This is a genomic window from Trebonia sp. (assembly GCF_030042015.1).
Classification (GTDB): domain Bacteria; phylum Actinomycetota; class Actinomycetes; order Streptosporangiales; family Streptosporangiaceae; genus Trebonia.
On sequence record NZ_JASIAL010000367.1, the window covers coordinates 15,795 to 28,918 of the forward strand.

Annotated in this window: 10 protein-coding genes and 1 pseudogene; 8 read left to right on the forward strand and 3 right to left on the reverse strand. The window is 70.6% G+C overall.

The genetic code is table 11. The features are described from left to right. Positions 1 to 45 precede the first annotated feature (45 nt). From Q1N79_RS20015 to Q1N79_RS20030, 4 genes are all read left to right on the forward strand, one after another. Entirely contained in the window at positions 46 to 1,950 is a 1,905-nt protein-coding gene (locus Q1N79_RS20015) for a serine hydrolase domain-containing protein (RefSeq protein WP_300611125.1), read from the forward strand. Between the two features lie 218 nt (positions 1,951 to 2,168). Next, positions 2,169 to 2,384, forward strand: coding sequence for a hypothetical protein (locus Q1N79_RS20020; RefSeq protein ID WP_300611127.1), 216 nt, complete (start codon positions 2,169 to 2,171; stop codon positions 2,382 to 2,384). Positions 2,385 to 2,655: 271 nt separating this feature from the next. Then, positions 2,656 to 4,239: an MFS transporter gene (locus Q1N79_RS20025; RefSeq protein WP_300611129.1), complete on the forward strand. Its 1,584-nt coding sequence runs from the start codon at positions 2,656 to 2,658 to the stop codon at positions 4,237 to 4,239. A gap of 19 nt (positions 4,240 to 4,258) precedes the next feature. Further along, positions 4,259 to 4,903 carry a TetR/AcrR family transcriptional regulator gene (locus Q1N79_RS20030; protein WP_300611131.1) on the forward strand — a complete coding sequence of 215 codons (645 nt, stop codon included), beginning with the start codon at positions 4,259 to 4,261 and terminating at the stop codon, positions 4,901 to 4,903. A gap of 3 nt (positions 4,904 to 4,906) precedes the next feature. Here the strand turns inward: Q1N79_RS20030 and Q1N79_RS20035 are convergent, their stop codons facing one another. Then, positions 4,907 to 5,416 (reverse strand): RDD family protein, encoded by a 510-nt coding sequence (locus tag Q1N79_RS20035; RefSeq protein ID WP_300611133.1) that lies wholly within the window; start codon positions 5,414 to 5,416, stop codon positions 4,907 to 4,909. Further along, complete coding sequence (locus tag Q1N79_RS20040) at positions 5,413 to 5,877, reverse strand: hypothetical protein (protein WP_300611134.1); 465 nt, start codon at positions 5,875 to 5,877, stop codon at positions 5,413 to 5,415. The genes Q1N79_RS20035 and Q1N79_RS20040 overlap by 4 nt, the downstream gene beginning before the upstream one ends. Before the next feature lie 196 nt (positions 5,878 to 6,073). On the opposite strand from Q1N79_RS20040, the gene Q1N79_RS20045 reads away from it, so the two are divergent. The 3 genes from Q1N79_RS20045 to Q1N79_RS20055 are packed head-to-tail and all read left to right on the forward strand — an operon-like array spanning position 6,074 to position 10,970. Continuing rightward, entirely contained in the window at positions 6,074 to 8,794 is a 2,721-nt protein-coding gene (locus Q1N79_RS20045) for a hypothetical protein (RefSeq protein WP_300611137.1), read from the forward strand. After that, positions 8,791 to 10,287 (forward strand): hypothetical protein, encoded by a 1,497-nt coding sequence (locus Q1N79_RS20050; protein WP_300611139.1) that lies wholly within the window; start codon positions 8,791 to 8,793, stop codon positions 10,285 to 10,287. The genes Q1N79_RS20045 and Q1N79_RS20050 overlap by 4 nt, the downstream gene beginning before the upstream one ends. Before the next feature lie 14 nt (positions 10,288 to 10,301). Further along, positions 10,302 to 10,970 (forward strand): HdeD family acid-resistance protein, encoded by a 669-nt coding sequence (locus tag Q1N79_RS20055; RefSeq protein ID WP_300611142.1) that lies wholly within the window; start codon positions 10,302 to 10,304, stop codon positions 10,968 to 10,970. 82 nt (positions 10,971 to 11,052) lie between these two features. On the opposite strand, the pseudogene Q1N79_RS20060 reads toward Q1N79_RS20055, so the two are convergent. Further along, positions 11,053 to 12,345: pseudogene (locus Q1N79_RS20060) on the reverse strand (MFS transporter); the annotation flags it as partial. Positions 12,346 to 12,524: 179 nt separating this feature from the next. Between Q1N79_RS20060 and Q1N79_RS20065 the strand changes: the two are divergent. Continuing rightward, positions 12,525 to 13,025 carry a DUF1269 domain-containing protein gene (locus Q1N79_RS20065; RefSeq protein WP_300611144.1) on the forward strand — a complete coding sequence of 167 codons (501 nt, stop codon included), beginning with the start codon at positions 12,525 to 12,527 and terminating at the stop codon, positions 13,023 to 13,025. The last annotated feature ends 99 nt before the right edge of the window (positions 13,026 to 13,124 follow it).

The following is a 13,124-nucleotide window of genomic DNA, read 5'->3' on the forward strand; positions in this document are numbered from 1 at the left end:
GGACACGTCGATAATCGCATGCCGGCGACATGGGAGACTAATCGCGTGCGCAGTGACTTCCCGGCCGCCGACGCCATCGTGAGCAACTATTTCGGCCGCGGCGGCCAGCCCGCGATCTGCTACGGCATCGTGGCGGACGGAGCCCTGGTGCACGCCGCGGGTTTCGGCGCGCGGGCCCTCGGCGGGCCGCCGCCGGACGCCGGAACGGTGTTCCGCATCGCGTCGATGTCCAAGAGCTTCACCGCCTCGGCCGTGCTGCTGCTGCGCGACGAGGGCCTGCTGGCGCTGGAAGACCCGGCGGAAAAGTACGTGCCCGAGCTGGCGGGCTGGCCGCCGGCCACGCCGGACTCCGACCGGGTGACGATCAGGCACCTGCTGACGATGACCGCGGGGTTCCCGACCGACGACCCGTGGGGGGACCGCCAGCAGGGGCTGCCGCTCGCGGAGTTCGGCGACCTGCTCGCGGGCGGCGTGAGCGTCAACTGGGCGCCGGGCACCCGGTTCGAGTACTCCAACCTTGGATACGCGATCCTCGGCCGGGTGATCGCGGCGGCGTCAGGAACGGAGTACTCCGCGTTCGTGCGGACGCGGCTGCTCGTGCCGCTCGGCCTGGCCAGGACGGGGTTCGCGGCGGCGGAGTTCGACGCGGCTGGCCTGGCGACCGGTTACCGGCGGGGGATGGGCGGCTGGGAGGAGCTGCCGTTCGACCCGTACGGGGCGTTCGCGCCGATGGGCGGGGTGTTCAGCTGTGTCGCCGACCTCGCGCGCTGGGTGGCCGGGTTCGCCGCGGCGTTCCCGCCAGGTGCTGTTGTTGACCCGGGGGGGCGACCCCCCGGAGCCCCCCGGCTGCGCCTTGACGGCGCACGTGCTCCGGGGGAACTGCCCTCCGGAACCCCCCGGCTGCGCCTTGACGGCGCACTTGCCGCTGGGGAGCTTCCGCCCGGTGGGCACCCGCTGCGGGCGGCGTCGCGGCGGGAGATGCAGCTGCCGCAGGCGGTCACCGGCTGGCGCGCGCCGGACCGGCTGCCGGGCGGCGGGGCCGTCGGTCCCGCCTACTACGGGTTCGGGCTGTTCGTGGACGAGGATGCGGGCGCGGGACGGGTGGTGAGCCACAGCGGCGGCTACCCCGGGTTCGGCAGCAACATGCGCTGGCACCTGGCGAGCGGCCTCGGCGTGATCGCGCTCGGGAACGCCACCTACGCCGCGATGTCGGCGCTGACCGCCGCGGTGCTCGAGGCCGTGCGGCCTCGTTCGGCCGCCAGTCACATCGCGCTGGCGCCCGTGGCGTCCGAGTCAGCCTCCGCCGCGCCGCCCGCGCCGCCCGCGCCGCCCGGGCAGCCGTGGCCGCAGACGGTGGCCGCCCGCGAGCAGGTGAACCGGCTGCTGCACAGCTGGGACGACGCGGCCGCGGACGCGCTGTTCACCGAGAACGTCGCGCTCGACAGCCCGTACCAGGAACGGCGGCGCACGCTGGCCCTGATCCGCGAGCGCATCGGCGACTTCGCGCCGTCCGCCGCGCGGCCGGCGGAGTCGGACACTCCCGCGCACTGCCGGTGGTGGCTGGCGGGGGAGCGGGGCACGGTCCAGGTGCAGATCCAGCTCAACCCACAGCGCCCGCCGCGGGTGCAGTCGCTGACGCTCGCCGTGCCGCCCGCCGCGGGCTCGCCGCTGGCACGGGCCCTGCAGTCGCTGCTCGCCTGGATGAACGACGGTGCCACGCAATGGCCGTCGTCGGTGCCGGTGGCGCCAGGCGCTGACGCCCGCCTGCTCGGCCGGCGTCTGCGGATGGCCGCCGTCTGGGCCGGCCGCGCGGTCGCGGGCGCGTACCGCGCCGGCGACGGCGCCGCGTCGGTGAGCGTGGAGCTGGCCGGCGAGGACGCCACGATCGTGCTGTCGCTTCTCGTCAACCCCGCCACAGGCGAACTGCGCCAGGCGGACATAACGCTCTGACAGTGCCCGGGCGACAGGCCCGGCGCGGGCTGACGCCGCCCGCGAACACCCCCGCTGTTAGCCTTGTTCGAGCCAGCCGCAAGCGTCAGCGCTGCCCTGTGTGGCCTGGGGTAACGGCTGCTCGGTCGTGGGGTTGGCCTTCTGGCGCATATGCATGCCCGGGTCAACACCAGACTGTCATGCTGGGGGGAGCCATGACAGACGATAGGCAAGCTGGATTGACCGGTAACACTCGCAAGGCAGACAGCCAGTACGTCGAGGACGCGCTGGGGATCGAGGACGAGTACGAGTCCGAGCTAGCGGCGGTGCAGGTCGCCCTTACCAGGTACGAGGTAACGCCGTTCGAGTACGCGAGACGACGCTCGGAGATAGCCGCGCGCGCGTTCCTGCGGCTCGCCGAGGCGCACAAGCGGTTCGTTGCCCGCAACAGCTAGCTCGCGTCCGACGACGTGCCTGCGCGGTGTAAGCCGTGCCCGATCTTTTGCTGTCACATCTGCGCCCGTTTTATGGTAGTTCGTCCCTTCACGCTGCGGCACGCTGCCGCGCGGCGGAAAAAGCGGCAGGAAAAAAAGGCGGCAGCACCCGGAATAGATTCCGATACGGTCCAGTTTCGTATCGATAGTTCGGGTGAAGGGGGTCCCCCGCGGGAGAGCGCAGCGGGAGAGCACGGCCCCGTGGCACAGCTGCAAGCCCTTGAAGGGACTCATGGACACACAGACGATTCAACGCAGGCGCTGGGTGATCCTTGGCGTGGTCGTGGTCGGGCTGCTCGCCATCGTCATCGACAACACGGTCCTGAACGTCGCGCTGAAGACGATCGCGGACCCGGTCGGCGGCCTTGGCGCCAGCCAGAGCCAGCTTGAGTGGGCGATCAACTCCTACACGCTCGTGTTCGCGGGCTTGCTGTTCACGTTCGGCGTCGTCGGCGACCGGATCGGCCGCAAGCGCATGCTGATGATCGGGCTCGCGCTGTTCGGCCTCGGCTCGCTGCTGTCGGCTTACTCCCACTCGCCAGACCAGCTCATCGCCGCCCGCGCGGTGATGGGCCTTGGCGGCGCCGCGGTGATGCCGCAGACGCTCTCGATCATCTCCAATGTTTTCGAGCCGCACGAGCGCGCGCGGGCCATCGGGATCTGGGCGTCCGCCGTCGGCATCGGCGTGGCCATCGGCCCGGTGCTCGGCGGCGCGCTGCTCGCCCACTTCTGGTGGGGCTCGGTGTTCCTGATCAACGTCCCCGTCACGCTGATCGGCGCGGTCGCGGCGCTTGCCCTCGTGCCTGAGTCGCGCAATCCCGCTCCGGGCAAGATCGACTACCCCGGCGTGCTCGCCTCCGTGGTCGGCCTCGTGCTGCTGGTCTACGGGATCGTGCAGGGCGGTGACACCGGGTCCTGGGTGCGTGCCGACGTGCTCGCCCCCGTGTTCGGCGGGCTCGCGGTGCTGGCCCTGTTCGCCTGGTACGAGACGCGGGTCAGCCACCCGTCACTGGACGTGCGGCTGTTCCGCAACCGGCGGCTGTCGGCCTCCGTCGGCGCGATCGCGCTGCTGTTCTTCGGCATGGGCGGTGTCTACTTCTTCACGAGCTTCTACCTGCAGAACGTCCGCGGCTACAGCCCGCTGCACGCGGGCCTGCTGGCGATCCCGTTCGCGGCGGGCCAGTTCATCATGTCCCCGCGCAGCGCGGCGCTGGTGAGCCGGTTCGGGGTCAGGGCGGTCGTCGGCGGCGGCTTGCTGCTCAACGCGCTGGCGATCGGCGGGTACGCCTTCCTCGGCACGTCCACCCCGATCTGGCTGCTTGCGGTGCTGTACGGCCTGCAGGGCGCGGGGATCGGCGCCGCCGTGCCCACCGCCACCGCGGCGGTGATGGAGGTCCTGCCGCGGGAGCGGGCCGGCGCGGGGTCGGCGCTGACCAACACCGCCCGCCAGGTGGCGGTCGCGCTCGGCGTCGCCGTGCTCGGCTCGATCCTCGCGCAGTCCTACCGCGCCACCATGTCCCCGGCGCTGGCCACGCTGCCCGCGGCCGCGAGGGACACGGCAGGCCAGTCCGTTTCCGCCACCCAGGCGGTGGCCCAGCAGCTCGGCCAGGCGGGCCGGTTCCTGCTCGAGCCGGCCAACGTCGCGTTCGTCGACGCCATGCAGGTGACCACGATGACCGCGGCGGCCATCGCCCTGGCCGTCGGGCTCGTCGTGATGCGCTGGCTGCCCGGCCGGCGGCGGCCTACCATCGAGGAACAGGTTGCCATCGAGGTGGCCGCCGCCGAGCGCGAGCTGGCGCAGCGGCGATCAGGGTAATCAGAGAGGTAATGCGAGCATGCGCACCGAAGCCGGTCACGTCGACGCCGACGTGCTACACGGTGATGGCGCGGCGCAGGCCAACGCCGTGCGCCGCCCCGGGCGGCCGCGCAGCGAGCGGGCCGAGCAGGCGATCCTGGACGCCGCGCTCGCGGCCATCGGCGACCACGGCGTCGAGGGTGTGCGCTGCGAGGATGTCGCGGCGCGCGCCGGAGTGGGCAAGGCGACCCTCTACCGGCGCTGGGCGTGCAAGGAGGACCTGCTGATCGCGGCGTTCGCCTCGCTCAAGACCCCGCTGCCGCGGCCGCGCGGCGAATCGGCCCGCGAGGACCTGATCGCGATGCTCGAGGTCATGGCGGCCGACGCCGACGACCCCCGCTACGCGCGGCAGTTCGCGCTGCTGCACGGCGAGGGAGAGCGCTTCCCCCGGCTGGTCGCCCGCTACCGGGAGCAGGTGGTCGAACCCCGCCGCGAGCTGATCAGGTCGGTGCTCCGCCGCGGCATCGCGACAGGGGAGCTCCGCCCCGACACCGATGTCGAGATCGCCATGCTCACGCTCAGCGGCGCGGTGCTGGCCCGCGGCAAGCACGACACCACGCCGGCCGAGCCGGGCTTCGCCGCCCGCGTGGTGGATGAGCTGCTGCGCGGCATCGCGGCCCGGTAGCCGTCACCGTGCCTGCTCATCGCGGGCGAGGAAGCGCAGCCGGGCCGCCCTGGCGTCCCACGTGTAGACGACGGCGGTGCCCGCGATCACGTCATGCAGCGCCCGCCGGTCGCGTCCGGTCAGGATGCCCGCGAAGCCCAGCCCGCAGAGCAGGAAGCTGAGCGGAAAGGCCAGCGTGCGGACCACCGCGCGCCGCGCGCCCGCCGCGTCGCCGTCCTTGCCGACGACCTGCACGCCGAGCAGCGCCATGCCGAAGGTCTTGCCGTTCGCCGACCACGAGTAGGCGTAATAGACGAACTCCCAGCAGGCGAAGGCGATCACGATCAGCGGGCTGCCCCTGCTCCAGTTGATCGGCTGGCCGGTCAGCACGCTCGCGGCGTACGAGGCGGCGGCCAGGGCGAGCATGAAAACCCCCGTGCTCACGCCGCTGTCGGCCACGTAGGCGACGAAGCGCGAGACGAACCCGGCGAAGTTGCCCCGCAGCCCTGGCTGGTCGCGGGAACCGGCGGTCATCGCCCCGCCCGCGGGCTTACCGGCCCGGGCGCCCGGGGCCGCCGGTCGTACGCGCCGCGCCGGAGCAGGCGGCTGACCCAGCGCGCGAGCAGCTCATCCAGGCCGACCGCCTGGCTGCGTACCAGGTCGATCCCCTCGCTGAACATTGTCGTCGAGGATCTGGCGATGATGGCGCCGAGCTCCGTCCTTCGCACCAGGGCGTCCACATCCACCCGGTCCGCGAGCCCGTTCACGTCCACCCGGTCCAGCAGCGCCGCCACGTCCACGCGTGCGATGAGCCGCTCCACATCGACGCGGTCCAGCAGGCGATTGACGTCGGTCCGGTCGAGCAGCGCGTTCACGTCGAGCGCGTCGATGACCAGCTCGGTGGCGTGCTGCGCCGCGGTCTGCGCCATCGACTCGACCGGCTCGGCGAGCCGCCTGCGCGCCGAGCGCAGCCGCTGCACTGGATCCACGTACACGGTGTCTCCCCTATGCCGCCGGTTCACGCCCCGCGACGCGCGACGACAGCACGCAGCCAGCGTGCGCCGGCCGGGTCAGCGGGAAATCCTCCTGCGGGGGTGATGTGGACCACCGCGGCCCGCGGCGAGGCTGGCACAGAATGCCGGCCGCGCGACGCGCGGCCGGCGGGGGCCTAGCGAGCGAACGGTGGGCGGCATGAATAGCGCGGAGCAGCAACGGCTTCAGGAAGCCGACAACGGCGTTGCCTGGCGGCGGTGGGGACCGTATCTCAGCGAGCGGCAGTGGGGAACGGTACGGGAGGATCCCGGCCGGGGCGACAACACCTGGGATGAGTTCCCCCACGACCAGGCGAGCTACCGGGCCTACCGGTGGGGCGAGGACGGGCTGGCGGGCATCAGCGACGACAAGCAGTTGCTGTGCTTGGCGGTAGCCCTGTGGAACGAGCGCGACCCCATCCTCAAGGAACGGCTGTTCGGTCTCACGAACTCCCAGGGCAACCACGGCGAGGACGTCAAGGAGTGCTACTACTACCTCGACGCCACGCCGACCCATTCGTACCTGAAAATGCTGTACAAGTACCCGCAGCGTGAATTTCCTTACGCCGACCTGGTCGCGACCAACGGGGCGCGCGGGAAAACCGATCCAGAATACGAGCTGATCGACACCGGGATCTTCGACGAGGGCCGGTACTTCGACGTGTTCGTGGAGTACGCGAAGGTCTCGCCGGAAGACATTCTCATGCAGGTCACCGTGCACAACCGGGGTCCGGACGAGGCCCGGCTGCACGTGCTGCCCACGCTCTGGTTCCGGCACACCTGGTCGTGGGCCGGCGGCGGCGAGCAGCCGATGCTGCGCGCCTACACCGGCGGCCCGGGAGGCAGCGCCATCCGGGCCGAGCGCAGCGAGCTCGGCGTCCGCTGGTTCTACGCCGAGCAGCAGGTGCCCGTGTTCGTGACCGGCAATGAGACGAACAACGAGCGCGTCTTCCGCTCACCCAATGACTCGCCTTACGTCAAGGACGGCATCGACCGTGCCGTGGTGCACGGGGAGACCGCGGCGGTCAACCCGGACGGCACCGGCACCAAGGCGGCGCTGGACTTTGTCCTGACGATCCCGGCCGGAGGAAGCGACAGGATCCGGATGCGGCTGACCGACATGCAGTCCGAGAACCCGTTCGACGGCTTCGACGAGCTCATGGGCGTCCGGCGGGGCGAGGCCGACGAGTTCTACGACGGCATCTTCGCCGGCGACCTCAGCGCCGACGAGCGGATGGTCGGCCGCCAGGCGATGGCAGGAATGGTGTGGTCCAAGCAGTACTACGGGCTCGACATGGAGCGATATCTGACCGAACACGGTGCCGATCCGCTGATGCCCCAGCCGTGGCTGCGCAATCACGACTGGCAGCATTTCATCGCGGAAGACATCATCTCCATGCCGGACAAGTGGGAGTACCCGTGGTTCGCCGCGTGGGACCTCGCCTTCCACACGGTGGCGTTCTCCGTCATCGACATGTCATTCGCCAAGCAGCAGCTCGCGCTGCTGCTCGACCACCGTTACCTGCACCCGAACGGGATGCTGCCCGCGTACGAGTGGAACTTCAGCGACGTCAACCCCCCAGTACACGCGTGGGCAACCTGGTTCGTGTACCAGATAGACCAGGCCAGGACCGGGAAGGGCGACCGCGCCTTCCTCGAGGACTCGTTCCAGAAGCTCCTGCGGAACTTCGGCTGGTGGCTGAACCGCAAGGACGCGGACGACCGCAACATCTTCCAGGGCGGGTTCCTCGGCCTGGACAACATCGGCGTCTTCGACCGCAGCGCGCCGCTGCCGGGCGGCGGGCGGATCGACCAGGCCGACGGCACCGCGTGGATGGCGCTGTACAGCGAGAACATGTTGCAGATGGCCGTCGAACTCAGCCGTGAGAACCCGGTGTACACGGAGCAGGCGCTGGCCCTGCTCGAGAACTGGGCGTGGATCGCCGCCGCGACCAACCACGTCGGCCCGGACGAGACGGGTCTGTGGGACCAGCAGGACGGCTTCTTCTACGATGTGCTCCGCCGGCCGGACGGCAGCTCCATCCCGCTCAAGGTGCGCTCGATCGTCGGCCTGATGCCGCTCGTCGCCGCCACCGTCGTCAGCGGCACCGTGCGGACCGACTACCCGGAGCTTGTGGACAAGGCCGTCTCGTTCGCGACCCGCCACCCCGCGGTGGTCGCGGCGCTGCCCGAGCAGGGGCGGCAAGCGGAACAGACCTCGGGCCCGCTGCTCTTCGCCATGTTCAACGAGGAGCGGCTGCGCCGGATCCTGTCACGGATGCTGGATGAGAACGAATTCCTCGGGCCGCACGGCATCCGCGCCATCTCCAGGTACCACGCCGACCACCCGTACGTCCTGAACCTGGAGGGCCAGGACTACACCGTCCACTACCTTCCCGCCGAGTCCGACACCGGCATGTTCGGCGGCAACTCCAACTGGCGCGGCCCGGTGTGGATGCCGATCAACGTGATGCTCATCCGGGGGCTGCTGAACCTGTACGTCTATTACGGCGACCGTTTCACGGTCGAATGCCCGACGGGCTCGGGCCAGCAGAAGAACCTCTACCAGGTGGCGGAGGAGCTCAGCGAACGGCTCATCGGCACCTTCCGCAGGGACGCCGACGGGCGTCGCCCGGTCAACGGCGGCCAGCCGATCCTGCAGAACGACCCGCACTGGCGCGACCTGGTGCTGTTCTACGAGTACTACCACGGCGACAACGGCGCCGGGATCGGCGCCAGCCACCAGACCGGCTGGTCGGGCACCGTCGGGGTGCTGCCCCTGCTGTTCCGTGGCAGCATGTTCCGCGGCGGGCGCGGCCGGATCCCGGCCCCGCGCGCGGGCGAAGCAGAAGCTCAAATGCCGATGGGAGTGGCGCGATGACCGCATGGCCGGAGCGGCCTGTCATCTACGAGGTGAACACCGCCGTCTGGCTCGGTGAGCTGTCGCGGGCGGCGGGGCGGCCGGTCACGCTGGCCGGCGTGCCCGATTCCGCCTGGGACGACATCACGCCGACGGGCGCCGACGCGGTCTGGCTGATGGGCGTGTGGGAGCGCAGCCCGGCAGGCCTTGAGCTGGCCAACGCGAACCCGGAGCTGCTCGAGTCCTTCCGGGAGGCGCTGCCCGACCTGCGGCCGCAGGACATCATCGGATCGCCGTACTGCGTGCGCCGCTACGTGGCCGACGAGCGGTTCGGCGGCCCGCCGGGGCTGGCGGCGGCGCGCGCGGCGCTGGCCGCCCGCGGCGCGCGGCTGATCCTGGACTACGTGCCCAACCACGTGGCGCCCGACCACCCCTGGGTGCTCTCCCAGCCGGAGTTCTTCATCCAGGGCGACGACGACGACCTCAAGGCGGACCCGGCCGGCTGGCTGCTGGCCGGCGGACACGTGCTCGCGCACGGCCGGGACCCGTACTTCCCGCCGTGGCCGGACGTGGTGCAGCTGAACGCGTTCTCGCCCCTGGTGCGCGACGCGACGGCGCAGACGCTGGCCGACATCGCGGGCCAGTGTGACGGGATCCGCTGCGACATGGCCATGCTGATGACCAACGACGTCTTCGCCAGGACCTGGGGCGACCGGGGTGCCGGTCCCGGGCCGCGGCCGGGAGAGGAGTTCTGGCCCGAGGTCATCGGCAAGCTGCGGACGCGGCACCCGGAGACCGTGCTCATCGCCGAGGCGTACTGGGACATGGAGTGGACGCTGCAGCAGCAGGGCTTCGCCTTCTGCTACGACAAGCGGCTCTACGACCGCATCCTGGAGCGGAACCCCTCCGCCGTGCGCGGCCACCTGCAGGCCGACCTCGCCTACCAGTCGCGCCTGGTTCGCTTCCTTGAGAACCACGACGAGCCGCGCATCGCCGACCGGCTGCCGCCCCTGCTTGAGCGCGCGGCGGCGGTCGCGATCGCGACGCTGCCCGGCGCGACCCTGTGGCACGAGGGGCAGTTCCAGGGGCGCCGGGTGCGCGTTCCCGTCTTCCTCGCGCGGCGGCCCGACGAGCAGCCGGACGAAGAGCTGGCCAGCTGGTACCGCGACCTGCTCGCCACGGTCGCCGACCACCGCATCCGGACGGGGGCCTGGCAACTGCTCGGGGTAGCGGGCTGGCCCGACAACCAGTCCTGTCAGAACATGATCGCCTGGTCCTGGACACCAGACGACGGCGCCGGCCGGGCCGCGCGGCACGTGGTCGTGGTCAACCTCTCCGAGGCGCCGGCCCAGGGCCAGATCCGGCTGCCATGGCCGGACCTGCCCGGGCGCGGCTGGCGCCTGCGGGAGCTGCTCAGTGAGCAGCACTTCGCGCGAGACGGCGCCGGGCTGGCCGATCCAGGGCTGTTCGTGGCGCTGGAGCCGGGGCAGTGCTATCTGCTGCAGGTGCGTTGACAGGGGGGACCGCCATGCACGACGACGACTACTCGGATCAGCCGGCACCCGCGATGCTGGTGGCGACGAGCACATGGCAGGCGACGCTGTTCATCGGCGTCGTCACGCTGATCCTCGGGTTCATCGTGACGTTCCATCCGAGCGGCTCACTCAACGTGATCGCCGTCCTGATCGGCGTCCTCGCGATCGTCTCAGGGATCTTCCAGTTGATCCGCACATTCGACAGGACCGAACGTCACCGCGCCTGGCTGGGCATCTGCGGGCTGCTCTTCGTCGTGATCGGCGTCGTGCTGATCCGCCACCTGCACCTGACCGTCGCGGCCATCGGCCTGCTCGTGGGCATCACGTGGATCGTCCAGGGGGTGGCCGGGCTCATCGGCGCGTTCGCCGGCGCGCGCGAGGGCGCCTTCTGGTGGGGCCTGTTCGGCGCGATCAGCCTGATCGCCGGGATCGTGGTCACGGCGGCCCCGGTCACGTCGGTCACCGTGCTGGCGGTGCTGATCGGGATCTGGTTCATCATCATGGGGCTGTTCGAGATCGTCGCCGCCTTCATCATTCGGCATGCTCTCTCGGCAGAGCGGGGGCAGTCGGCGGGACCGCTTGCGGGACCGCCGGCGCCGCGGTCTTCTGATGAGGGAGCATCGTCGCAAGAACCAGGCCGGCCAAGGAGATCACCAGCATGATCAGCAGGGACAGCCCGAACACCTTGTTACCGGGCAGCACGGCGGACGCGATGATCGACCCGGCCAGGGCCGTGCCCAGGGACGACCCGAGGTTGGAAACGCTCCGCGACAGCCCGGAGATGTCGCCCTGGTCCCGTTCGGGGAACGCCGACTGAACGACGTTGACCGAGGAGGTCAGCATTGCCCCGACGCCGGCTCCCATCAGGAGCAGGCCGGGCACGGACGCGACGTCGGGCGAGTTCTTCCTGACGAGGCCAAGCAGCAGCGCCATGCCCGCGACCGTGATAGCGAAGCCGACCTGGATGAGCCACCGCTGCGTATGCCGCCTGGCGAAGCGTCCGGCCAGGGCCGAGGTGACCAGGATTCCCGCCGTCGCGGGCGTCAGCACGAGCCCGGTCGTGATCGCGCTGTACCCGCGCACTTCCTGCAGGAAGACCGAGATCACGAAGAACGAGCCCTGCAAGGTGAGCCACTGGATAAGCTGCGTCCCCATGCCGAGGTTGGCGGTGCGGTTGCGGAACATCCGCAGCGCGACCAACGCCACCTTGTCCTTCCTTTCCCTGGCGCGCAGGTGCAGGAAGAACCAGCCAAGGATCGCGGCGCCGACGGCGACGTACAGCCAGACCGGCGAAACGCCGCCCTTGGCGATCACCACGGTGCCGGCGACCGAGAAGTCCTTGCGGCTCGCGAACCAGCCGTAGGTGCTTGACTGCAGGATCCCCAGGACGACGAAGAACAGGCCGGCGGCGCACAGGACCGCTCCTTCCAGGTCGAAAGGCGGTCGCGGGCCGTGCACGCCCGGATCGGATATCCGGGGCACGAGCAGGATGACCGCGACCACCACGAGCACCTGCGCGACGAACGACGCGCGCCAGCTGATCGCGCTGGTCAGGATGCCGCCGATCAGCGGCCCCGCCGCCGCGCCGAGGCCGGCGGCGCCGCTGATGATGCCGAAGTTCTTGGCCCGGGACCGCGTGTCAGGGAACGACACGGTCACGAGGATGTAGATCGGCGGGATCAGCAGCGCCGAGCCGATGCCCTCCAGTGCGGAGTACCCGAAGATCATCAGCCCGAGGCCCTGCGCTAGGGCCGCGATCAGCGCGCCGGCGCCGTAGATTGCCAGGCCGAGCGTGAAGCACCGCTTCCGCCCCCAGATCTCCGTCAGCTTGCTGCCGGGAATCATCAGCGACGCCATCGTCAGCGTGAAGAGCGTGATCGTGGTCTGCATGCCGATCACGGACGTGTGCAGGTCCTTGGCGATGCTGCCGATCGCCACGTTCATGTTGGTGGCCGCGTAGCTCGCGGTGAACTGCGCCAGCGCCAGCGGCAGGACCATCGACTGGGCCGCCGCCTGCGGGTGTCGGGTTGTCGGCATCGCAGGTCCTTACCTGTTCGTCCGCGCCTGGCGTCCGCCAGTCCGGCCATCTTTCCGGCAATCCGGCCGGCCCGCCTCACACCGCCCGGATGACTTGCGCTCACCCGTCACGGGTGTGGTGCGGGCCATCCCGCCCGGCTGCACTGGAGCTGTGTGCGCAGGCAACGAAAGGAGAAGTCATGGCAGACCTGATCGTCATCGGATACCCAGACGAGACCACGGCGGCGCTGGCGGCCGATGAGGCCCGCACTCTTGCCAAGGACCTGATCATCCAGCCCGACGCGATCGCGTCCATCGTGCGGGACAAGGAGGGCAAGTTCCACGTCAGCACCAGTCACCACGCGGTCGGCACCGGCGCGACGTGGGGCATGTTCTGGGGCCTGCTGTTCGGCCTGCTGTTCTTCATCCCGGTCTTCGGGCTGGCGATCGGCGCGGGGCTCGGGGCGCTGATGGGGAAGATCACCAAGTCCGGGGTCAACAAGGAGTTCCAGGACCAGGTCCGCGATCTCGTCAAGCCGGGAACGTCCGCGCTGTTCCTCATGGTCGAGAAGGTGACCCCGGACAAGGCGGTCGAGGCGCTGAGCAAGTACGGCGGCACCGTGCTGAAGACCTCGCTGACGAAGGAAGGCGAGGAGCAGCTGCAGGAGGCGCTGCACGGCGGGAAGGTCCCGCAAAGCTGACCAGGCGGCAGGTGACGGACCGCCGGCGGTCCCCGGTCGCGGTCTTCCTGCCCGCGGCCGGGACCGCCGGCAGGCGCGCGGCAAACGCGGCAAACGCGG